The organism is Pseudomonas sp. FW300-N2F2 (assembly GCF_017351655.1).
GTDB lineage: Bacteria > Pseudomonadota > Gammaproteobacteria > Pseudomonadales > Pseudomonadaceae > Aquipseudomonas > Aquipseudomonas fluorescens_AA.
Genome location: NZ_JACNDQ010000004.1, coordinates 24,732 through 47,587, shown reverse-complemented (window position 1 = coordinate 47,587; position 22,856 = coordinate 24,732). Strand labels below are relative to the sequence as shown.

Genomic DNA, 22,856 nt, shown 5'->3' with positions numbered 1-22,856 from the left:
GGCGCGCGGCCCGACAGGTGAGGCGAAGTTTCGTCCCGGTCCATTTTCGCGGGTTTGTTATTAGTTCGGTTTTCGCATGTTTAAGGGTCTCGTTGCGGACGACCGCTCATGCGAAGAGGGGCGGCACTATACCTATCAGTGCGGTGCCCGTCTGCACAGTTGTGGTGCGTCCGACGAAGCGGACCCGTTGAAACACCTGGCCTTACGGTCAGGTTCTTGTGGGGACGAGCCTGCTCGCGTTGGCTGGCGACACGGTTTACAACGGGCAGCGCGTCGTCGTTTATCGCGAGCAGGTTCCTTCCCACAGGTTCGGTCATCCTTGGCTGCTATCAATTAAAAAAAGGGCTTGGGGAAGATCCCCAAGCCCTCAAAAGGTGAGAGGTGTCTAGTCCCTCGACCTGGTGAGCGGTGGCCGTGTCGATCACGCTTTGAGCGGGACCAGACGCGGAGCAATCATGTTTTCCGGGCGCAGGATGTCGTCGAGCATGGCGTCGTCGAGCAAGCCTTCTTCGCGCACCAGTTCCAGCACGCCGCGGCCACTTTCCAGGGCAACACGGGCGATGCGGGTGGCGTTTTCATAGCCGATGTACGGGTTCAGGGCGGTGACCAGGCCGATCGAGTGCTCGACCAGTTCGCGGCAGCGCGCTTCGTTGGCGGTGATGCCGACGATGCAGTGCTCGCGCAGCATGTCCATGGCCCGTTGCAGCAGGCGGATCGAGTCGAAGATCTTGAAGGCGATCAGCGGCTCCATCACGTTCAGTTGCAGTTGGCCGCCTTCGGCCGCGATGGTCAGGGCCAGGTCGTTGCCGATGATTTGGAATGCCACCTGGTTGACCGCTTCCGGGATCACCGGGTTGACCTTGCCGGGCATGATCGAGCTACCTGGCTGGCGGGCCGGCAGGTTGATTTCGTTGATGCCGGTGCGTGGGCCGCTGGACAGCAGGCGCAGGTCGTTGCAGATCTTCGACAGCTTGACCGCGGTGCGCTTGAGCATGCCGGAGAACAGCACAAAGGCGCCCATGTCGGAGGTGGCTTCGATCAGGTCGGCAGCCGGAACCAGCGGCTGGCCGCTGATGGTCGCCAGGCGCTGCACGGCCAGGGCCTGGTAGCGCGGATCGGCGTTGATGCCGGTGCCGATGGCGGTACCGCCCAGGTTCACTTCGGTGAGCAGTTCAGGCGCCAGGGTTTTCAGGCGTGCCAGGTCTTCGCTCAGGGTGGTGGCGAAGGCGCGGAATTCCTGGCCGAGGGTCATCGGCACGGCATCCTGCAGCTGGGTGCGGCCCATTTTCAGGACGTGGCTGAATTCTTCGCCCTTGGCCGCGAACGCCTGGATCAGGCTGTCGAGGCTGGCCAGCAACGCGTCGTGACCCAGCAGCAGACCCAGGCGGATCGCGGTCGGGTAGGCGTCGTTGGTGGACTGCGCCATGTTCACGTCGTTGTTGGGGTGCAGGTACTGGTACTCGCCTTTCTGGTGGCCCATGGCCTCCAGTGCGATGTTGGCGATGACTTCGTTGGCATTCATGTTGGTCGACGTGCCGGCGCCGCCCTGGATCATGTCCACCACGAATTCTTCGTGGAAGTCGCCGCGGATCAATCGTGCACAGGCTTCGCTGATGGCGGCGTGCTTGGCTTCGCTGAGCTGCCCCAGTTCGCGGTTGGCGTCAGCGGCGGCCTGTTTGACCATTGCCAGACCGACCACCAGCTTGGGGTAATGCGAGATCGGGACGCCGGAGAGACGGAAGTTGTTTACCGCTCGTAGGGTCTGGATGCCGTAATACGCTTGCGCTGGTACTTCGAGTACGCCAAGCAGGTCTTTTTCTGTGCGGAATGATGCAGCGGAGGACATGACGGAAATCATCTCGATAAGGACCCGGTCTGAGCCGGAACGCTGTGGATCCTAGGCTCTGGGAAAAAATAGGGCCAATGCTGTTAAACACTGGCCTATGCATATTCGGCATAATGCCGGTGTGACGCCGACGGTGCGGCGAACGTGTGACCTGTTTTGGTGCATGTAGGGGAGGACGTGATGAATCTTGAAAGCAAATGGCTCGAGGACTTCAGTGCCCTGGCCGCGACCCGCAGTTTCTCCCAGGCGGCCGAGCGGCGTTTCGTGACGCAACCGGCATTCAGCCGGCGAATTCGCAGCCTTGAGGCTGCGCTGGGGCTGACCCTGGTCAACCGCTCCCGTACGCCCGTCGAGCTGACGGCGGCGGGGCAGTTGTTCCTGGTGACGGCACGTACCGTGGTGGAGCAATTGGGCGAAGTGCTGCGCCATTTGCATCACCTGGAAGGCGGGCAGGGCGAAGTCATCCAAGTGGCCGCCGCCCACTCCCTGGCGCTGGGCTTCTTCCCACGCTGGATCGCGCAACTGCGCAACGAAGGGATGAACATCGCCACGCGGCTGGTGGCGACCAACGTCGGCGACGCTGTCCACGCCCTGCGTGAAGGTGGCTGCGATTTGATGCTGGCCTTCTACGATCCGGATTCGGCCATGCAGATGGACCCGGAGATCTTCCCTTCGCTGCACCTGGGCCAGACCGAAATGCTCCCGGTGTGCGCCGCCGATGCCAACGGCAACCCGTTGTTCGACCTTGAAGGCGAGGCCAGCGTGCCGCTGCTGGCCTACAGCGCCGGGGCGTTCCTCGGACGTTCGGTCAACCAGTTGTTGCGCCAGCGGGCGCTGCGGTTCACCACGATCTACGAGACGGCCATGGCCGATAGCCTGAAAAGCATGGCCCTGGAAGGCCTGGGCATCGCCTGGGTGCCGCACCTGAGCGTACGCGCCGAACTGGCCCGGGGCGAACTGGTGATCTGCGGTGGCACGCAATGGCACGTGCCCCTGGAGATCCGCCTGTACCGCTGCGCCCTGGTGCGCAAGGCCAATGTGCGGCTGTTGTGGCGCAAGCTTGAGGGCGGTGCGGCGCAGGGTGTGGCCGGGGTCTGACAATAACGGACCCCCCTGTGGGAGCGGGCTTGCTCGCGAATGCGGAGTGTCAGTCATGTAGGTGGCGACTGACACTCCGCATTCGCGAGCAAGCCCGCTCCCACAGGGGATTTAGGTTGTTGGCTCGCTGACCTGCGAGTCAATAAAACCGCCACTTCACCCCAAATGACAGATGGTCGGCGAAAGTGCGTTTAACGCACCATTTTCGGTATACTGCCCGGCCTTCGGTCGGTTCGCCCGGCCATAATTCGTACAACAAGCCACGCCGGTTTCCTGCGTGGCTTGTTGTTTTTTGACGCGCCTGCGGGCGCCCAGAGAGAAGAGGCACGACGATGAGTGCACTGGTTGGCGTGATCATGGGCTCCAAGTCCGATTGGTCCACCCTTAGCCACACCGCCGATATGCTGGAAAAGCTCGGCATCCCTTACGAGGTGAAAGTGGTCTCCGCCCACCGTACCCCGGACCTGCTGTTCCAGTACGCCGAAGAGGCCGAGGCACGTGGCATCGAGGTGATCATCGCCGGTGCCGGTGGCGCGGCCCACCTGCCGGGCATGTGCGCGGCCAAGACCCACCTGCCGGTGCTGGGCGTACCGGTCCAGTCGTCGATGCTCTCGGGCGTCGACTCGTTGCTGTCGATCGTGCAGATGCCGGCCGGTATCCCGGTCGCGACCCTGGCCATCGGCAAGGCTGGCGCGATCAACGCGGCCCTGCTGTCGGCGAGCATCCTGGGCGCCAAGCACCCACAGTTTCATACCGTGCTGAAAAAATTCCGCGCTGAGCAGACAGACAGCGTCCTGGACAATCCAGACCCACGCATTGCCTGAGGTTGTTGACGAATGAAGATCGGTGTAATCGGTGGCGGCCAGTTGGGTCGCATGTTGGCCCTGGCAGGTACGCCGCTGGGGATGAACTTCGCTTTCCTGGACCCGGCGCCTGACGCCTGTGCCGCGGCGCTGGGTGAACACCTGCGGGCCGACTACGGCGACCAGGATCACCTGCGCCAGTTGGCCGATGAAGTCGATCTGGTGACCTTCGAATTCGAAAGCGTCCCGGCCGAAACCGTGGCCTTCCTGTCCCAGTTCGTTCCGGTCTACCCGAGCGCCGAAGCCTTGCGGATCGCCCGTGACCGCTGGTTCGAAAAGAACATGTTCAAGGACCTGGGTATCCCCACGCCGGCCTTCGCCGACATTCAGTCCCAGGCCGACCTGGACGCGGCTGTCGCCGCCATCGGCCTGCCCGCCGTGCTCAAGACCCGTACCCTGGGTTACGACGGCAAGGGCCAGAAAGTCCTGCGCAAGCCTGAGGACGTGGTCGGTACGTTTGCCGAGCTTGGCAGCGTGGCCTGCCTGCTGGAAGGTTTCGTGCCGTTCACCGGGGAAGTCTCGCTGATCGCCGTGCGTGCCCGCGACGGTGAGATCCGCTTCTATCCGCTGGTGCACAACACCCACAAGGACGGCATCCTCAAGCTGTCCGTCGCCAGCACCGATCATCCGTTGCAGGCCCTGGCCGAGGACTACTCCAGCCGGGTGCTCAAGCAACTGGATTATGTCGGCGTGATGGCGTTCGAGTTCTTCGAAGTGGACGGCGGCCTCAAGGCCAACGAAATCGCACCGCGGGTACACAACTCCGGGCACTGGACCACCGAAGGCGCCGAGTGCAGCCAGTTCGAAAACCACCTGCGAGCGGTGGCCGGGCTGCCACTGGGGTCGACCGCCAAGGTCGGTGAAAGCGCGATGCTCAATTTCATCGGCAAGGTTCCGGACAGCGACAAGGTCCTGGCGATTGCCGACTGTCATTTGCATCACTATGGCAAGGCGTTCAAGGTCGGGCGCAAGGTCGGTCACGCCAACCTGCGCTGCGCTGACCGGGCCACGCTGGCCCAGCAGATCATCAAGGTCGAGACGCTGATCGCCGAACAATAATCTGGAACGGCGGTGGAACCATTCGTCGGCTAATCTTTCTCATGGCTAAGTGCCAAAGCCTGACCGGGCTTTGGCTTAGCGACTCAATGAGAGGGGAAATGCCATGGGAATCATCGGAACCATCTTTATCGGCTTGATCGTTGGCCTGCTGGCGCGCTTCCTGAAACCGGGCGATGACAGCATGGGCTGGATCATGACCATCCTGCTCGGTATCGGCGGTTCGTTGGCAGCCACTTACGGCGGCCAGGCCCTGGGCATCTACCAGGCCGGCCAAGGCGCAGGTTTCATCGGTGCCCTGGTGGGCGCGATCGTGTTGCTGGTGATCTACGGCCTGATCAAAAGAAACTGATCCAAATGCAGCAAGGCCCTCTCTGCGTGGCGAGCAGAGGGGGCTAGAATGCTCGGCGTTTCACTTTTCATTCATTGCCGAGCCCTTTCATGCGCCGTCTAGTATTGACCCTTCTTCTGCTGGGCAGTGGCCTGGCCCATGCCGCCGAGCTGCCGGAAACCGACTGGCTCGAACTGATGCCCAAGTCGGACCAGAAAGCCCTCGAGGCCATGCCCGAGATCGACCACAACTCCCCGGAAGCCAACGGCACCTTCACCGAAAAGGGCGGCCTGAAGCAAAGCAAGGGCTTGCCGGCGGTGATGTATTCGACCAAGACCGTGGCGACGATGAACGACAAGCACATCCGCATCGGCGGTTACCCGGTGCCGCTGGAAACCGACGCCAAGGGCCGCAGCACGCTGTTTTTCCTGGTGCCCTACCCTGGCGCCTGCATCCACGTCCCGCCACCGCCGCCTAACCAATTGGTGTTGGTGCGCTATCCCAAGGGCCTGAAGCTGGACGACATCTACACGCCGCTCTGGGTGACGGGCACGCTGAAGATCGAAAAGGTCGACAACGACCTGGCGAGTGCGGCGTATGCGCTGGAGGCGGAGAAGGTGAGGGTGGTGCAGGAGGCGGATTTGTAACCGGCTGGTTGGCTTGACCCAAACCCAATGTGGGAGCGAGCTTGCTCGCGATGGCGGTGTGTCAGTCGACGCTGAGGTTGACTGTCCGTCCGCTATCGCGAGCAAGCTCGCTCCCACAGTGGTTTTTGTGGTGGGGTTTAGAGCGGCTTGCTGCAGATGCTCACGCCAAGGGTATGGCTGGCCTGCGGCAACAACGTCACCACGTCGTCCATCACATTCGCCGTCTCGATGCACAACATGCGCTGCCAGCCATCGTCGGCCATGTCGCTGAAGGCCTTGGCGCGTTCGGTCCAGGGGTTCCAGATCACCGCCGAGCGCGAACCGCTGCTGGTCAGTTCGATCCGTCGTTCCCAGTGCGGGTCAATGATGCTCAGCGTCGGCGGGGTGTCGAGGTAGATGCGGTCGGTCTCGCTGGCAAATGTCAGGTCGCCGGCCTGGGTGTGGGTGTTCCAGTCGTCCAGGGTCTCGATGTAGCTCAAGCCATCCACCCCTTCGACCTGCACGTTGCGCACGTCGCTCACGGCGAAGTAGCTGTGCAGCGCCTGGCTGAGGCTGACGGTTTCGCTGCCACGGTTATGGCTGGTGAGGCGGATGTGCAACTGCTCGTCCATCACGATGGTCAGCGTCAGGTCGACCTGGTGAGGCCAGCCCGAGAGGCCGTTTTCAGGGTAAGGCAGCACGAACTCCACCTTGAGGCTTTCGCCTTCGGCTTCGATGCCCTTCAATTCCCAATCCATCGCCCGCACCAGGCCGTGGGCCGTGGCCGGGTCGTCGCTCACGCGCATGGCCTGTACGCTGTCGGGGTTGCGCGTCAGGTTGCCGAACCACGGCCAGCACACCGGCACGCCCGCGCGGATGCTCTTGCCGGTCTTGAACGTGGCCTGGTCGTTGAGCCAGATCAGTGGCGGCTGGCCGTCCACTTGATAACTGAGGATGTGCGCGCCTTGCTGGGCTACCAGCAACTCGGCCTGACCGTGACGGATGCGCCAGGCGTTCAGTTCATCCAGTTTGACCGCTTCGACGTTGGGCGTAGGCATGTTGCAAATCTCGCTCGGGAACAGGGACTGCAATGGACCGCAAAACGGCCGCCGTGTTTAACGGGCGCGCGGCGGAACCGAGCGGGTACGACCGCTGCCGTCGATGGCGACAAAGACAAAGACCGCCTCGGTCACCTTGCGCCATTCACTGGACAGCGGGTCGTCGCTCCAGACCTCGACCATCATCTGGATCGAGCTGCGGCCGATTTCCAGCGCCTGGGTATAAAAGGAAAGCTGCGCACCCACCGCCACCGGCACCAGGAACGCCATGCGATCGATCGCCACGGTGGCCACGCGTCCGCCGGCTACTTTGCTGGCCATGGCGGTGCCGGCCAGGTCCATCTGGGACACCAGCCAGCCGCCGAAAATATCGCCGAAGCCGTTGGTCTCGCGAGGGAGCGCGGTGATTTGCAGGGCCAGGTCGCCTTGCGGGATTGGATCTTCTTGTTCGAGCTCTATCATGCCGGGGGGCCTCTGACCCGTAACGCTGTCTGGTACTTCAGGTGAATAGCCGTCTTTGAAAAAAACGATTCAGCCCGAACATACTGCGTTCGTCACGTTTTTCGTAAAGGCGTGCCAAAGGGAAACTCTGCGAAACCGGCTGGTTCTGGTATTACACCACCAACGACGTTTTCGCACAGCAACCCCTTACAGAGTACTGCAAGGTTGCGAGTATATCGGGCGATAGACGTCGAGACGACCACTCGGTTCTGATTTCGACTATCAAATACGCGCCTCTATGTGCTTTTTCGAACAATTTGCTATCGTGCCGGACCTGCCCAGGCCCCAACCCGTATTGCCAGGGTTGCAGAATTGACTATAAGAGAAGCCCTTGCCATGACCACTGCGCCTTCGAGCACGGCGACGCCCGCACAACCAGCACGTCCACTGACCCGCAACGATTACAAGACCCTGTCGCTTTCAGCTTTGGGCGGTGCGCTGGAGTTCTACGATTTCATCATCTTCGTGTTCTTTGCCACCGTGGTCGGCAAATTGTTCTTTCCTGCCGAAATGCCCGAGTGGCTGCGCCTGATGCAGACCTTCGGCATTTTTGCCGCCGGTTACCTGGCCCGGCCGCTGGGCGGGATCATCATGGCCCACTTCGGCGACCTGCTGGGGCGCAAGAAAATGTTCACCCTGAGCATTTTCATGATGGCTGTGCCGACCCTGATCATGGGCCTGTTGCCCACCTATGCGCAGATCGGCATGTGGGCGCCCATCCTGCTGTTGCTGATGCGGGTGATCCAGGGCGCGGCCATCGGCGGGGAAGTGCCGGGGGCCTGGGTCTTCGTTTCTGAACATGTTCCGGCGCGCCACATCGGCTATGCCTGCGGCACCCTGACCTGCGGCCTGACGGCGGGGATTCTGTTGGGTTCGCTGGTCGCCACAGCCATCAACAGCATTTATACGCCGGTGGAAGTGGCGGATTACGCCTGGCGGATCCCGTTCCTGCTGGGCGGTGTGTTCGGTCTGTTTTCGGTGTACCTGCGCCGCTGGCTCCACGAAACCCCGGTGTTCGCCGAGCTGCAACTGCGCAAGGCCCTGGCCGAGGAAATACCGCTGCGGGCCGTGCTGCGCGATCATCGCGGCGCCATCGCGATTTCGATGCTGCTGACCTGGCTGCTGTCGGCCGGCATCATCGTGATCATCCTGATGACCCCGACGGTGTTGCAGACCGTTTACCACTTCAGCCCGACCACCGCGTTGCAGGCCAACAGCCTGGCGATCGTGTTCCTGAGCTTTGGTTGCATCGGCTCCGGCGTGCTGGCCGACCGCTTCGGCGCCGGGCGGGTATTTGTCTTCGGTAGCGCGTTGCTGCTGATCACCTCCTGGACCTTTTATCACAGCCTGTTCGACCACCCCGACTGGCTATTCCCGCTCTATGCGCTGAGCGGCCTGCTGGTGGGCACCATCGGCGCGGTGCCTTACGTCATGGTCAAGGCGTTCCCGGCCGTGGTGCGCTTCAGCGGCCTGTCGTTCTCCTACAACCTGGCGTACGCCATCTTCGGCGGCTTGACCCCGATGATCGTTACCCTGCTGCTCAAGGAAAGCCCGCTGGGACCGGCCTATTACGTGGCGGTGATCTGCGGTATCGGAATTGCCGTGGGCGGTTATCTCTGGAAGAAGGGGCGCTAGGTCCGAATCTTTCGCTGACTGCATAGGCTTCATCGCGAGCAAGCTCGCTCCCACAGAGGGCTGCGTTCACCGCAAATCCACTGTGGGAGCGAGCTTGCTCGCGATTGGGGCGGCATGAATCATCCTGTAAAACTCAATGCTGGCCTTTCATCCAATTGTCATATTTCAGCCATAGAGTGTTCACACGGCTTACCAATACTTGGCCGACTTAACACACCTATCTGCTAGGAGTAAGGCATGAAACTGAAGCGTTTGATGGCGGCAATGACTTTTGTCGCTGCTGGCGTTGCGACTGCCAACGCGGTTGCCGCTGTTGACCCTGCGATCCCGAGCTACACCAAGACCACTGGTGTGTCGGGTAACCTCTCCAGCGTCGGCTCCGATACCCTGGCCAACCTGATGACCTTGTGGGCCGAGAACTACAAGAAAGAATACCCGAACGTAAACATCCAGATTCAGGCCGCCGGTTCCTCCACCGCGCCGCCCGCGCTCACCGAAGGCACCGCCAACCTGGGCCCGATGAGCCGCAAGATGAAGGACAACGAACTGCAGGCCTTCGAACAGAAGTACGGCTACAAGCCAACCGCTATTCCGGTTGCCGTGGACGCCCTGGCCGTATTCGTGCACAAGGACAACCCGATCCAGCACCTGACCATGGAACAGGTCGACGCGATCTTCTCGTCCACTCGTCTGTGCGGCGCCAAAGCCGATGTGAAAACCTGGGGTGACTTGGGTGTGACCGGTGACCTGGCCAACAAGCCAGTGCAACTGTTCGGTCGTAACTCGGTATCCGGCACCTACGGCTACTTCAAGGAAGAAGCCCTGTGCAAAGGCGACTACAAGCCAAACGTCAACGAACAACCAGGCTCGGCTTCGGTCGTGCAGTCGATCAGCTCTTCGCTGAACGGCATCGGTTACTCGGGCATCGGCTACAAGACCGCCAGCGTGAAGACCGTGGCCCTGGCCAAGAAAGGCAGCACTGACTTCATCGAAGACACCGAAGAAAACGCCCTGAACGGCAAGTACCCGCTGTCGCGTTTCCTCTACGTCTACGTCAACAAGGCGCCGAACAAGCCTCTGGCCCCGCTGGAAGCCGAGTTCGTGAAGCTGATCCTGTCCAAGCAAGGCCAGGAAGTCGTGGTCAAGGACGGCTACATCCCGGTACCTGCCAAAGTCGCCGCCAAGGCACTGGCTGACCTGGGTCTGCAGGAAGGCGGCAACGTCGCCAAGCAGTAATACCTGAGCCCGGGCCAACGCCCGGGCTCTCTGTGGGAGCGGGCTTGCTCGCGAATGCGGTGGATCAGTCGGCATCCATGTCGAATGTGCTGGCCCCTTCACGAGCAAGCCCGCTCCCACAGACACGAATTTTCCGTCCGCTGCCGCTTCTAGCTGGCGGCGGATTTGTTGCGTCACTTCACTGTCATCTTTCTGTCATACAGGATCGCTAGGGTGTGCGCATGAATGATCTGGCCAACTCCACAATGACTACGACTTCCCCTCCCAAGCGCATTGATTTCAATACGCCTGAGTTGCAACGCAAGCGTCGCATCCGCGCGCTCAAGGATCGCCTGACCCGCTGGTACGTGCTGGTCGGCGGACTCGCCGTCCTGGCGGCCATTACGCTGATTTTCTTCTTCCTGGCCTACGTGGTGCTGCCCCTGTTCCAGGGCGCGGACCTGACCGCCAAGGACTCGATCACCCCGGCCTGGATGCAAGACGCCGGCAAACCGCTGATGATCTCTATCGAAGAACAGAACCAGGTCGCCATGCGGGTTTCCGACAAGGGCCAGGCGCTGTTTTTCGACGTCAGCAGTGGCGCCGAACTGCGCCGTGTCGACCTGCCGATCCCGGCCGGTGCCAGCGTGACCGCCATTGGCGAGGACCAGCCCGGCAGCCCATTGGTGGCGATCGGTCTGTCCAACGGCCAAGCCTTGGTGTTCCGTCACACTTATAAGGTCACCTACCCGGACGGCAAGAAAACCATCTCGCCCGCCGTCGAATACCCTTACGGCGAGACGCCGATCGCCTTGAACGAACAGGGCGCGGCCCTGGAGCATGTCAGCCTCAACGCCACGGATTCGACCCTGCTGTTGGCCGGCTCCAGCGGCGCCCAGCTGCAAGTGCTGTCGCTCACCAGCGAAGAAAACATGATGACCGGTGAAGTCACCAGCGAGCAGACGCGTATCGACCTGCCGCAGATGACCGAGCCGGTGAAGAACATCTTCGTCGACCCGCGCCAGCAATGGCTGTATGTGGTCAACGGACGTGCCCAGGCCGATGTGTTCAGCCTGCGGGACAAGAGCCTCAACGGCCGTTACAAGCTGCTGGAAAACGCCGACGCCCAAGTCACCGCCGCCACCCAGTTGGTGGGTGGGATCTCGCTGATCATCGGCGACTCCAAGGGCGGCCTGGCCCAATGGTTCATGGCCCGGGATCCGGACGGTGAGCTGCGCTTCAAGCAGATTCGAACCTTCCAGATGGGCAGCGCGCCCATCGTCGAGATCAGCGCCGAAGAGCGTCGCAAGGGTTTCGTGGCGCTCGACGCCGCCGGCAAGCTCGGCGTGTTCCACAGCACCGCCCACCGCACCCTGCTGGTGGACCAGGTGGTCGACGGCCAGGGCCTGTTCGGCATGTCGCCACGGGCCAACCGCCTGATCGTTGAACAGGGCGGCAAGCTGCAACCGTTGACGCTGGACAACCCGCACCCGGAAGTGTCGTGGAGCGCGTTGTGGAGCAAGGTCTGGTACGAAAACTACGACGAACCTAAATATGTCTGGCAATCGACCGCCGCCAACACCGACTTCGAGCCCAAGCTGAGCCTCTCGCCGCTGACCTTCGGTACCCTGAAGGCGGCGTTCTACGCGATGCTGCTGGCCGCGCCGCTGGCGGTTGCCGCAGCGATCTACACCGCCTACTTCATGGCCCCGGGCATGCGCCGCAAGGTCAAGCCGGTGATCGAGCTGATGGAGGCGATGCCGACGGTGATCCTCGGTTTCTTCGCCGGCCTGTTCCTGGCGCCGTATGTCGAAGGGCACCTGCCGGGCATCTTCAGCCTGCTGATGTTGCTGCCGATCGGCATCCTGGTCACCGGTTTCGCCTTCAGCCGCCTGCCGGAATCCATTCGCTTGAGAGTGCCCGAGGGCTGGGAAAGCGCCCTGTTGATCCCGGTGATCCTGTTCGTGGGCTGGCTCTCGCTGTACATGAGCCCGTACATGGAAGCCTGGTTCTTCGGCGGCGACATGCGCATGTGGATCTCCCATGACCTGGGCATCACCTACGACCAGCGCAACGCCCTGGTGGTGGGCCTGGCGATGGGCTTCGCGGTGATCCCGAACATCTATTCCATCGCCGAAGACGCCGTGTTCAGCGTGCCGCGCGGCCTGACCCTGGGCTCCCTGGCCCTGGGTGCCACGCCGTGGCAGACCATGACCCGCGTGGTGATCCTCACCGCCAGCCCGGGCATTTTCTCGGCGCTGATGATTGGCATGGGCCGTGCGGTGGGCGAGACCATGATCGTGCTGATGGCCACCGGTAACACGCCGGTCATGGAAATGAACCTGTTCGAAGGCCTGCGCACCCTGGCGGCCAACGTGGCGGTGGAGATGCCCGAGTCGGAAGTCGGCGGCAGCCACTACCGCGTGCTGTTCCTGTCGGCCCTGGTGTTGCTGTTGTTCACCTTCGTCATGAACACCCTCGCCGAGCTGATCCGTCAGCGTCTGCGCAAGAAATATTCGTCGCTTTAAGAAAGGTAGAAGTCTGTGAAACAGAACTCCCTGAAAGGATGGTTCAAGAGCGGCGCCCCCGGCGTCTGGATCAGCGGTGGCGCGGTGTCCATCGCGGTCATCATGACCATTGGCCTGCTGGCGGTGATCGCTGTGCGCGGCCTGGGCCACTTCTGGCCGGCAGACCTGATCCACGCCAACTACAACGTGCCGGGCATGCCTGCGCACCTGGTGGTTGGCGAAGTCGTGCAGAAAGAAGAAGTGCCTCGCGAGCGCCTGAAAAGCGCCGGCCTGCCGGTGCCGGACGAAGGCCCCGAGTTCATGACCCGCGAACTGATCAAGGTCGGTAACCGAGACCTGAATGGCACTGACTTCACCTGGATCGTCGGCGATTGGCTGACCAACCAGACCACGCCGCCGGAACTGATGGCCATCGAGCGTCGTGAGTGGGGCAACTTCTACGGTTACCTGGTCAACGTCAAGGAAGGCGGCAAGGTCATCGCCGAGGGCGAAGCGGCCTGGCCGCAACTGCAGGCTCGCGTACAGCGGGTCAACCAGTTGGCCGCCGAGCTCAAGACCCTGGAAAAAGTCGACATCGGCGCCATCAATGCCGGCCTGGAGCGTGTCCGCCTGCACGGTCGCAAGCTGGAGCTGGACGGCAAGCTCGACGCTTCGGCCCAGGCCGATCTGGAAAGCGAGCGCGCCGAGCTCAACGCCCGCTACAAGGACATCGAAGTGCGCCTGGCCGACCTGCATGCGCAGTTCAACCGCGACAGCCTGACGGCCCGCGATGCCAACGGCAAGGAAGTGGAGATCGAAATCGGCAAAGTGGTGCACGCCTACCAGCCAAACGGCATGGGCACGTTCACCAAGCTGGGTTTCTACTTCAGCAAGGTCTGGGAGTTCCTCAGCGACGACCCCCGTGAAGCCAACACCGAAGGCGGTATCTTCCCGGCGATTTTCGGCACCGTGATGATGACCCTGATCATGGCGATGATCGTGACGCCGTTCGGCGTGCTGGCGGCTGTCTACCTGCGTGAATACGCCCGCCAGGGCCCGATGACCCGGCTGATCCGCATCGCGGTGAATAACCTCGCGGGCGTTCCGGCCATTGTTTACGGCGTGTTCGGCCTGGGCTTCTTCGTCTACGTGCTGGGTGGTTCGGTCGATCGCTTGTTCTTCCCCGAAGCCTTGCCGGCACCGACCTTCGGCACCCCGGGCCTGCTCTGGGCGTCCCTGACCCTGGCGCTGCTGGCGGTGCCGGTGGTGATCGTGGCCACCGAAGAAGGCCTGGCGCGGATCCCGCGTACCGTGCGCGAAGGCTCCCTGGCCCTCGGCGCGACCAAGGCCGAGACTCTGTGGAAAATCGTCCTGCCCATGGCCAGCCCGGCAATGATGACCGGCATGATCCTCGCCGTGGCCCGTGCCGCGGGTGAAGTGGCGCCGTTGATGCTGGTAGGCGTGGTGAAACTGGCCCCGTCGCTGCCGCTGGACGGCAACTACCCGTACCTGCACCTGGACCAGAAGATCATGCACCTGGGCTTCCATATCTATGACGTCGGTTTCCAGAGCCCGAACGTCGAAGCGGCGCGACCGCTGGTCTATGCCACGGCGCTGCTGCTGGTGCTGGTGATCGCCACGCTCAACCTGTCGGCGGTGTGGATCCGTAACCACCTGCGCGAGAAGTACAAGGCACTGGATAGTTGATGGTCTGTGGGAGCGAGCTTGCTCGCGAAGCTTCTGGCGGCCTCGAGGGCCCCTTCGCGAGCAAGCTCGCTCCCACATTGATCGGCGTTCACTGGAATTTCATGGGGCCGCCACACAGGCGTTCCGAACCGAATTTGTTAGCACAGGGAGCCTCCCATGCAACACGAAGCACATACACACGGCATCAACATGTCGGCCCTGGGCCGCGACAAGCAGAGCCTGGATCTGGCGCAGGAAACCGTCGCCATCGAAGTACCCGGCCTGAGCCTGTTCTACGGCGAGAAGCAGGCGCTGTATGACGTCAGCCTGAATATCCCGAAACAGCGCGTCACCGCGTTCATCGGTCCATCGGGCTGCGGCAAGTCAACCTTGCTGCGCACCTTCAACCGCATGAACGACCTGGTGGACGGCTGCCGCGTAGAAGGTGAAATCAACCTCTATGGCAACAACATCTACCGCAAGGGCGAAGACGTGGCCGAGCTGCGCCGTCGCGTCGGCATGGTGTTCCAGAAGCCGAACCCGTTCCCGAAAACCATCTACGAGAACGTGGTCTACGGCTTGCGCATCCAGGGCATCAACAAGAAGCGCATCCTCGACGAAGCCGTGGAATGGGCTCTCAAGGGTGCCGCGCTGTGGGACGAGGTCAAGGACCGTCTGCATGAGTCGGCCCTCGGTCTGTCCGGCGGCCAGCAGCAACGTCTGGTGATCGCCCGCACCATCGCCGTGGAACCGGAAGTGCTGCTGCTCGACGAACCCTGCTCGGCCCTCGACCCGATCTCGACGCTGAAAGTCGAAGAGCTGATCTACGAGCTCAAGTCCAAGTTCACCATCGTCATCGTGACCCACAACATGCAACAGGCGGCGCGGGTTTCCGACTACACCGCGTTCATGTACATGGGCAAACTGGTGGAATTCGGCGATACCGATACGCTGTTCACCAATCCGGCGAAGAAACAGACCGAAGACTACATCACCGGTCGCTACGGCTAGTCGAGGCAACTGCATAGCCGCACTGCGCTATCAGGATCAACATTTAACTGCTTGAAGCTTGCAGCTTGAAGCTTGCAACTTTCGCGGAGCGAACAAGATGATTTCGAAGGAAGGCCTTACTCACCATATTTCCGCACAGTTCAACGCCGAGCTGGAGGAAGTGCGCAGTCACTTGCTGGCCATGGGCGGGCTGGTGGAAAAGCAGGTCAACGACGCGGTGACCGCACTGATCGAGGCCGACTCCGGCCTGGCCCAGCAGGTGCGCGAAATCGATGACCAGATCAACCAGATGGAACGCAACATCGACGAGGAGTGCCTGCGGATCCTGGCCCGTCGTCAGCCGGCTGCGTCCGACCTGCGCCTGATCATCAGCATCTCCAAGTCGGTGATCGATCTTGAGCGGATCGGCGACGAAGCCACCAAGATCGCCCGTCGTGCCATTCAGTTGTGCGAAGAGGGCGAGGCGCCCCGCGGCTACGTCGAGGTTCGCCACATCGGCGACCAGGTGCGCAACATGGTCCGTGACGCACTGGACGCCTTTGCCCGCTTCGACGCCGACCTGGCGTTGTCGGTGGCCCAGTACGACAAGATCATCGACCGCGAATACAAGACCGCCCTGCGCGAGCTGGCGACCTACATGATGGAAGACCCGCGCTCCATTTCCCGGGTGTTGAGCATTATCTGGGTGCTGCGTTCTCTGGAGCGTATCGGCGATCATGCGCGCAACATCTCGGAACTTGTCATCTACCTGGTGCGCGGCACCGATGTGCGCCATTTGGGGCTCAAGCGGATGAAGGAAGAAGTTCAGGGCACCCCGTCCGAAACCGCTAATGTTCCGGGCGAAACTGACGATAAGTAAGATTGCCAAGAAAAGCGCCCGGCCTTTTGGTCGGGCTTTTTTTTGGGTTTTTTTTAATCGAAAGCAGCACCCCGCGAACGAAAAGTCCCGGCGTGACTGACGGTTTTTTTGGCAATATGCCATCAGTAAAAGCGGTATGCTTGCCGGGATTTTTTAGAGGTGTATCTGGATGAGTAAGGTCAGTGTGTTGGTCGTGGACGATGCTTCGTTCATTCGTGACCTGGTGAAGAAGTGCCTGCGCAACTACTTCCCGGGCGTGCGTATCGAAGACGCGGTGAACGGCAAGAAAGCCCAGGCCCTGCTGGCTCGCGAGGCATTCGATCTGGTGCTGTGCGATTGGGAAATGCCGGAAATGTCCGGCCTCGAACTGCTGACCTGGTGCCGCCAGCAGGACACCCTCAAGGGCATGCCCTTCGTGATGGTCACCAGCCGCGGCGACAAGGAAAACGTGGTCCAGGCGATCCAGGCCGGCGTTTCCGGCTACGTCAGCAAGCCGTTCACCAACGAACAGTTGCTGACCAAGGTCAAGCAGGCCCTGCACAAGGTCGGCAAGCTCGACACGCTGATGAACAGTGCCCCGACCAAGATGAACTCGGCGTTCGGTAATGATTCCCTCAGCGCCCTGACGGGCAATAAGGCGCCGGTTGCGGCTGTTGCTTCGGCGCCAGCGGCGAATCCGTTTGCCAAGCCGGCGGCCGCTCCCGCAGCCGCGGCTGCCCCGGCCCGTGGACTGCTCAACAGCCCACCGGTCAAGGCGCCGGTAGCCGCCGCTTCGACGACCAACCGTGGCCAAGGCCAGTTGCGCCTGTCCAGCGGCACCCAGCAATGCGTGATCAAGGCCTTGAGCCTCAAGGAAGCGCTGCTGGTGGTCAAGCGCACCGACACCCTGCCACAAGTGCTCGAAAGCGCAGTGCTGGACATGGAACAGGGCGACAACGCCGAAACGGCCCGTCTCAACGGCTACCTGCATGCCATCGTCGCCCATGAGCAGACCCCCGACAGTGAATGGCTGCAACTGACGTTCCGCTTCGTCGACAAAGACCCGCAGAAACTCGACTACATCTCCCGCCTGATCGCCCGCGGCACGGCGCAGAAACATTTCGTGCCGGGCGCCTGATTCGGCGGCGCCTTTGAGGCCGCTATCGCGAGCAAGCTCGCTCCCACACGGGGTCTTCAGTATTCACTGGATCGAGTGTGGGAGCGAGCTTGCTCGCGATGGGGCCATAAGATCCAACACCGATCGCTGATCCAATTTTGAAACATCCGTCGACTACGCTGGTCCATCCCAGCTGCTAGGCTGCTGTGCAGGCCTTCATTTTCGACAGAACCTTTGCCCATGCTCGTGCCCCTGCTGTTTGCCTGTGGTCTTGTCCTGGCCTCCACCTCGGCCGTGGCCATGACGATCTACAAATCCACCGATGCCAATGGCGTGGTGTCCTATAGCGACCGCCCCAGCAAGGGCGCCCAGGTGTTCGTGTTCCGCGACCGCATGGTCGAACGCCTGGAGCGGCAGGTGTTTCTGGATATCAAGAAACAGAACGGCGCGGACGCGGTGTTCGTGCGCAACGATCTGTACGCGCCGGTGGAGATCGAGTTGAGTTTCGCCGGGCTGCGCAATGTCAGCGGGGCGCCGAGCCGGCCGATTCGTCGGGTGCTGCCGGCGCGCAGCAACCTGCGTCTGGTGCTGCTCACGGCCACCCGGCCCGGCAGGCCGCTGGTGTATACCCCACGGTTCGAATATTCCCTGGGCGACCCTGCAGGCGCCGCCGAGGCCTATCGGTACCCGCTGCCTTGGCGCGGCGGGCCGTTCCGGCTGAGCCAGGGGGCCAACGGCCAATACAGCCATTACGGCCCGAAGAACCGCTACGCCATGGACATCGCCATGCCCGTCGGCACGCCGATCATCGCCGCGAGGGGCGGCGTGGTCATCAAGACCGAAAACGAGCAGACCGGCCGCGGGGACGACCCCGCGGGCAACTTCGTGCGGGTGCTACACGATGACGGCACCATGGGTGTCTATCTGCACCTGCAGAAGGGCTCGGTGAGCGTACGGGAAGGGCAGCGGGTCGGGGTGGGCACGCCGCTGGCGTTGTCGGGCAATACCGGCAACAGCTCAGGCCCGCACCTGCATTTCGTGGTGCAGCGCAATACCGGGTTGGGACTGGTGTCGATTCCCTACCAGTTCAATCAGCCGGTGGGCGACTTGCCCAACTTTGCGTTGGGCAAGCAGTAGCCTCTGCACAAGCCAAGGCGCTTCTGTGGCGAGGGAGCTTGCTCCCGCTCGGCTGCGAAGCAGTTGTCGCTTTAGGGCCGCTTCGCGACCCAGCGGGAGCAAGCTCCCTCGCCACAGGGGCTGGCTGTTCCAGGCCGAAATGCGATCCCCTGTGGGAGCGAGCTTGCTCGCGAAGGCAGCACCGCCGACCTTCAGTCAACGACTCAATCGAGCATCAACACCTTCGCCAGGATGATCTTCGGTCCTTTCATCTTCTTGATGATGATCCGCAGGCCTTCGACTTCCAGCACTTCTTCCTCTTCCGGCACGCGCTTGAGGGTTTCATAGACCAGGCCGGCCAGGGTTTCGGCTTCGATGTGGTCCAGGTCGATCCCCAGCAGGCGCTCGACCTTGAACAGTGGTGTGTCGCCGCGTACCAGCAGCTTGCCCGGCTGGTAGGCCAGGATGCCGCGTTCGGCCTTGCGGTGTTCGTCCTGGATGTCGCCCACCAGCACTTCCAACACGTCTTCCATGGTCAGGTAGCCGATGATGTTACCGTCGGCTTCCTCGACCAAGGCGAAGTGCGAGCCGCCCTTGCGGAACTGCTCCAGCAACTGCGACAGCGGCATGTGCCGCGACACCCGCTCCAGCGGCCGGGTCAGTTCGGCCAGGTTGAACGACTCGGGAATGTGATCCAGGGCTGCCAGTTCCAGCAGCAGGTCCTTGATGTGCAGCAGGCCGACGAACTCCTGGCGCTCGCTGTCGTACACCGGATAACGGCTGAACTTGTGGCGACGGAACATCGCCAGGATTTCCTTGAGCGGCGCGTTGAACTCCAGCGTCACCAGGTCTTCCCGGGAGTTGGCCCAGTCCACCACTTCCAGCTCGCCCATTTCCACGGCCGAGGCCAGCACGCGCATGCCCTGGTCGCTCGGGTCCTGGCCACGGCTGGAGTGCAGGATCAGTTTCAGTTCTTCGCGGCTGTAATGGTGTTCATGGTGCGGGCCGGGTTCACCCTGGCCGGCGATGCGCAAGATGGCGTTGGCGCTGGCGTTGAGCAGGTAGATCGCCGGGTACATGGCCCAATAGAACAGGTACAGCGGCACGGCGGTCCACAGCGACAGCAGCTCGGGTTTGCGGATGGCCCAGGATTTGGGCGCCAGTTCACCGACCACGATGTGCAAGTAAGAAATGATGAAGAATGCGGTGAAGAACGACACGCCCTTGATCACTTCCGGCGACTGTACGCCAACTGCGCCCAGCAACGGCTCGAGGATGTGGGCGAACGCCGGCTCGCCGACCCAGCCCAGTCCCAGGGACGCCAGGGTGATACCCAGTTGGCACGCAGACAGGTAAGCGTCGAGCTGGCTGTGGACGGTGCGCAGGATGTGCCCGCGCCAGCCGTTCTGCTCGGCAATGGCTTCGACCCGGGTCGAGCGCAGCTTGACCATGGCGAATTCGGCCGCAACGAAAAAGCCGTTGAGCAAAACCAGGATCAGAGCGAAAAGAATCATGCCGAATTCGGCGAAGAGTGTAACGAGGGACAAGCCAGGGGAAGGGTCCATGATGGGGTTTTGCGGGTTCCGAATAGTCGTAGGAATTGGAAATGGGCGCCCGAAAAGGCAGGCGCAAGCCAGTCAATGTAGCGGCTGACTCGGCGATTGCCTAGGGGGCGTGCTCAATCAGCGGGGCGGGCGAGGCGTGCGCGAACCACCTGGGCCGGGGCGAAATGGCAGGTAAAGGTGCTGCCATGGCCGGGTACGCTGCTGATTTCCATGCGGGCACGATGGCGCAGCAGGACGTGTTTGACGATGGCCAGGCCCAGCCCGGTGCCCCCCGTGTTGGAGTTGCGGCTGGAGTCGACGCGGTAGAAGCGTTCGGTCAGGCGCGGCAGGTGCTTGCTGTCGATACCGATGCCCGAATCGCGCACGCTCAGGTGCGCGCCTTGCTCATCGCCCCACCAGCGCACATGGATCCGACCTTGCTCCGGTGTGTACTTGACCGCGTTGAACACCAGGTTGGAAAACGCACTGCGCAGTTCCGCCTCGCTGCCTTTGAGCTGCACGGCCGGGTCGGCTTCCAGGGTAATGGTCTGCTGCTTGGGGCCGGACAGTTCCTGCGCATCTTCGGCAATGGTTTGCAGCAGGTCGTCGATGGGCACTGGCTGGTTGTCCGATGGGTAGTCGGTGGCTTCCAGTTTCGCCAGCAGCAACAAGTCGTTGAGCAGGGTCTGCATGCGCCCGCTTTGCTGGTGCATCTGCTGCAAGGCCCGGGTCCAGCGCGGGTTCACCTCCTCGACGTTGTCGAGCAGGGTTTCCAGGTAACCGCAGATCACCGTCAACGGCGTGCGCAGTTCGTGGGAAACGTTGGCGATGAAATCCTTGCGCATCTGTTCCAGCTGATGGATCCGCGTGACATCGCGCACCAGCATCAGGTGCTCGTTGTTGCCGTAGCGGGTGATGTACAACTGGATGCGCAACCGATCGTTGGTGGGCGAAGGGATTTCCAGCGGCTCGGCGTAGTTGGCTTGCTCGAAATATTCCTTGAAGCGCGGATGTCGCACCAGGTTGGTCACCGGCTGGCCACTGTCCTGGGGCGTCTTGAGGCCCAACAGGGTCTCGGCGGCGCGGTTCCACCACTCCAGGTTGCCGTCGCTGTCGAGCATGATCACCGCGTCTTTCAGCGCGGCGGTGGACTCCTGGACCCGGTCGATCACCGCCTGCAGGCGGCCGCGAACGCGCTGGTCGCGCCGTTGCAGGTGGTAGATGCTGTCGAACACCTCACCCCACAGGCCATAGCCGTCGGGCGGGGCTTCGTCGGGTTGGTGCAGGCGCAGCCATTCATGCAGGCGCAGCAATTGCTTGAGGGTCCAGGCCAGGTAAAGCCCCAGCCCGGCGGCCAGGCTCCAGCCGTAATAACCGCTGATCAGGCCGATCAGCAAACAACCGGTCACCAGCAACAACATGTGGCGAATCAGGGTGCCATGCCAGTTTTGATTCACGTGACGCGCGTCCTTGTCAGCTTGTCGGGCGGTAAGGGCTCGGATCAGGCCTTGGTCGAAAAACGATAACCGGTGCCGCGCACGGTTTGTACCAGATTTTCATAAGCATCGCCGAGGGCCTTGCGCAAGCGCCGGATGTGCACGTCCACGGTGCGTTCCTCGACGTAGACGTTGCCGCCCCAGACCTGATCCAACAATTGGCCGCGGGTGTAGGCACGTTCCTGGTGAGTCATGAAGAATTGCAGCAGGCGGTATTCGGTCGGCCCCATCTCGGCGGGTTTGCCGTCGATGGTCACGCGGTGGCTGATCGGGTCGAGCAGCAGGCCACCGACTTCAATCGGCGCTTCGCCATCGGTCGGCCCGGCGCGGCGCAGCACGGCTTTCAGGCGCGCCACCAGTTCCCGTGGGGAAAACGGCTTGGTGATGTAGTCGTCGGCGCCGACTTCCAGGCCCTGGATCTTGTTGTCCTCTTCGCCCTTGGCGGTGAGCATGATGATCGGGATATCCCCGGTCAGCTCGTCGCGCTTGAGGCGTCGCGCCAGTTCGATACCTGACGTGCCGGGAAGCATCCAGTCCAGCAGGATCAGGTCGGGCTTGCGGTCGACGATGATGGCGTGGGCCTGTTGAGAGTTTTCTGCTTCCATGCAGTCATAGCCGGCCATCTCCAACGCAACGGCGATCATCTCGCGGATGGGTGCCTCGTCGTCGACGATCAGAATGCTCCTGCCAACCATGGGGTAATCCTCTTGTCATTTAACTGTCTTGCGCCGCATTAGATAACGGAATTATTGCAGTCGTGTGACAGTTATTTCCTGGCCCGGCAGCAAGGGGGATCCTGGACTAAGCTTTTCAGTCCGAATCCTGACAACCACAAAAGAAGGTTTCCATGACTTACTTCACCCAATCCATCAAGGTTCTGGCGGTCACAGCTGCACTGGCGCTGCCGACCTGGGCGTTCGCGGCTGAACCGGCGATGGAAAAAGACGGCATGTTCACCGATCACAAAGGCATGACGCTGTATACGTTTGCCAAAGACACGGGCGGCAAGTCGATGTGCAACGACAAATGCGCCGCCAACTGGCCACCGCTCAAGGCTGAAAGCGACGACAAGTCCACGGGCGAATGGACGGTGATCAACCGTGACGACGGTACGAAGCAGTGGGCCTACGATGGCAAGCCGTTGTACACCTTCGTCATGGACAAGAAGGCGGGGGACATGACCGGTGACGGCAAAATGGACGGCGCCTGGAAGGTCGCCAAGCCCGACTGACCACCCCGAAACGCTTTTGTGGCGAGGGAGCTTGCTCCCGCTGGGCTGCGAAGCAGTCCCAAAATCTTGCGGTCGCTGCGC

20 protein-coding genes are annotated in these 22,856 nt (G+C 62.0%); 14 read left to right on the top strand and 6 right to left on the bottom strand.

The window, feature by feature from the left end:
• Positions 1-421: 421 nt before the first annotated feature.
• Positions 422-1,846, bottom strand: coding sequence for an aspartate ammonia-lyase (gene aspA / locus J4E63_RS26860; RefSeq protein WP_003196363.1), 1,425 nt, complete (start codon positions 1,844-1,846; stop codon positions 422-424).
• A gap of 180 nt (positions 1,847-2,026) precedes the next feature.
• Here aspA and J4E63_RS26855 point away from each other — a divergent pair, with 180 nt between their 5' ends.
• The 5 genes from J4E63_RS26855 to J4E63_RS26835 all read left to right on the top strand — a co-directional run bounded on the left by J4E63_RS26855 (position 2,027) and on the right by J4E63_RS26835 (position 5,841).
• Positions 2,027-2,944 carry a LysR substrate-binding domain-containing protein gene (locus J4E63_RS26855; RefSeq protein ID WP_192264172.1) on the top strand — a complete coding sequence of 306 codons (918 nt, stop codon included), beginning with the start codon at positions 2,027-2,029 and terminating at the stop codon, positions 2,942-2,944.
• Between the two features lie 332 nt (positions 2,945-3,276).
• Positions 3,277-3,768, top strand: coding sequence for a 5-(carboxyamino)imidazole ribonucleotide mutase (gene purE, locus J4E63_RS26850; RefSeq protein WP_003196369.1), 492 nt, complete (start codon positions 3,277-3,279; stop codon positions 3,766-3,768).
• Positions 3,769-3,780: 12 nt separating this feature from the next.
• Complete coding sequence (locus J4E63_RS26845; RefSeq protein WP_060739813.1) at positions 3,781-4,866, top strand: 5-(carboxyamino)imidazole ribonucleotide synthase; 1,086 nt, start codon at positions 3,781-3,783, stop codon at positions 4,864-4,866.
• Between the two features lie 103 nt (positions 4,867-4,969).
• Complete coding sequence (locus tag J4E63_RS26840; protein WP_003187057.1) at positions 4,970-5,215, top strand: GlsB/YeaQ/YmgE family stress response membrane protein; 246 nt, start codon at positions 4,970-4,972, stop codon at positions 5,213-5,215.
• A gap of 89 nt (positions 5,216-5,304) precedes the next feature.
• The gene (locus J4E63_RS26835; RefSeq protein ID WP_207283824.1) at positions 5,305-5,841 is read left to right on the top strand and encodes a DUF3299 domain-containing protein; all 537 of its coding nucleotides are present in this window, start codon (positions 5,305-5,307) and stop codon (positions 5,839-5,841) included.
• A gap of 137 nt (positions 5,842-5,978) precedes the next feature.
• Here the strand turns inward: J4E63_RS26835 and J4E63_RS26830 are convergent, their stop codons facing one another.
• Together J4E63_RS26830 and J4E63_RS26825 are read right to left on the bottom strand one after the other, a co-directional pair.
• Positions 5,979-6,878 (bottom strand): D-hexose-6-phosphate mutarotase, encoded by a 900-nt coding sequence (locus tag J4E63_RS26830; RefSeq protein ID WP_207283823.1) that lies wholly within the window; start codon positions 6,876-6,878, stop codon positions 5,979-5,981.
• Positions 6,879-6,935: 57 nt separating this feature from the next.
• Complete coding sequence (locus J4E63_RS26825; RefSeq protein ID WP_003177184.1) at positions 6,936-7,340, bottom strand: acyl-CoA thioesterase; 405 nt, start codon at positions 7,338-7,340, stop codon at positions 6,936-6,938.
• A gap of 375 nt (positions 7,341-7,715) precedes the next feature.
• On the opposite strand from J4E63_RS26825, the gene J4E63_RS26820 reads away from it, so the two are divergent.
• From J4E63_RS26820 to J4E63_RS26785, 8 genes are all read left to right on the top strand, one after another.
• Positions 7,716-9,014 (top strand): MFS transporter, encoded by a 1,299-nt coding sequence (locus tag J4E63_RS26820; RefSeq protein ID WP_207283822.1) that lies wholly within the window; start codon positions 7,716-7,718, stop codon positions 9,012-9,014.
• 237 nt (positions 9,015-9,251) lie between these two features.
• Positions 9,252-10,250 carry a phosphate ABC transporter substrate-binding protein PstS gene (locus J4E63_RS26815; protein WP_106274475.1) on the top strand — a complete coding sequence of 333 codons (999 nt, stop codon included), beginning with the start codon at positions 9,252-9,254 and terminating at the stop codon, positions 10,248-10,250.
• Between the two features lie 473 nt (positions 10,251-10,723).
• Complete coding sequence (locus J4E63_RS26810; protein WP_207284192.1) at positions 10,724-12,757, top strand: ABC transporter permease subunit; 2,034 nt, start codon at positions 10,724-10,726, stop codon at positions 12,755-12,757.
• Between the two features lie 15 nt (positions 12,758-12,772).
• Positions 12,773-14,443 carry a phosphate ABC transporter permease PstA gene (pstA, locus tag J4E63_RS26805; protein WP_207283821.1) on the top strand — a complete coding sequence of 557 codons (1,671 nt, stop codon included), beginning with the start codon at positions 12,773-12,775 and terminating at the stop codon, positions 14,441-14,443.
• 156 nt (positions 14,444-14,599) lie between these two features.
• On the top strand, positions 14,600-15,433 hold the full coding sequence (gene pstB / locus J4E63_RS26800) for a phosphate ABC transporter ATP-binding protein PstB (RefSeq protein ID WP_058544183.1): 834 nt from the start codon (positions 14,600-14,602) through the stop codon (positions 15,431-15,433).
• Positions 15,434-15,530: 97 nt separating this feature from the next.
• On the top strand, positions 15,531-16,292 hold the full coding sequence (phoU, locus tag J4E63_RS26795) for a phosphate signaling complex protein PhoU (protein WP_060739809.1): 762 nt from the start codon (positions 15,531-15,533) through the stop codon (positions 16,290-16,292).
• Between the two features lie 169 nt (positions 16,293-16,461).
• Positions 16,462-17,409 (top strand): response regulator, encoded by a 948-nt coding sequence (locus tag J4E63_RS26790; RefSeq protein ID WP_207283820.1) that lies wholly within the window; start codon positions 16,462-16,464, stop codon positions 17,407-17,409.
• Between the two features lie 219 nt (positions 17,410-17,628).
• Positions 17,629-18,525 (top strand): M23 family metallopeptidase, encoded by an 897-nt coding sequence (locus J4E63_RS26785; protein WP_192264179.1) that lies wholly within the window; start codon positions 17,629-17,631, stop codon positions 18,523-18,525.
• 203 nt (positions 18,526-18,728) lie between these two features.
• On the opposite strand, the gene J4E63_RS26780 is transcribed toward J4E63_RS26785, so the two are convergent.
• The 3 genes from J4E63_RS26780 to phoB all read right to left on the bottom strand — a co-directional run bounded on the left by J4E63_RS26780 (position 18,729) and on the right by phoB (position 22,239).
• Positions 18,729-20,069 carry a hemolysin family protein gene (locus tag J4E63_RS26780; RefSeq protein ID WP_014335895.1) on the bottom strand — a complete coding sequence of 447 codons (1,341 nt, stop codon included), beginning with the start codon at positions 20,067-20,069 and terminating at the stop codon, positions 18,729-18,731.
• A 113-nt stretch (positions 20,070-20,182) separates the two neighbouring features.
• Complete coding sequence (gene phoR, locus J4E63_RS26775) at positions 20,183-21,469, bottom strand: phosphate regulon sensor histidine kinase PhoR (RefSeq protein ID WP_219734551.1); 1,287 nt, start codon at positions 21,467-21,469, stop codon at positions 20,183-20,185.
• 80 nt (positions 21,470-21,549) lie between these two features.
• Complete coding sequence (gene phoB / locus J4E63_RS26770) at positions 21,550-22,239, bottom strand: phosphate regulon transcriptional regulator PhoB (RefSeq protein ID WP_003177195.1); 690 nt, start codon at positions 22,237-22,239, stop codon at positions 21,550-21,552.
• 152 nt (positions 22,240-22,391) lie between these two features.
• Here phoB and J4E63_RS26765 point away from each other — a divergent pair, with 152 nt between their 5' ends.
• Positions 22,392-22,775, top strand: coding sequence for a hypothetical protein (locus tag J4E63_RS26765; protein WP_207283819.1), 384 nt, complete (start codon positions 22,392-22,394; stop codon positions 22,773-22,775).
• Positions 22,776-22,856: the final 81 nt, after the last annotated feature.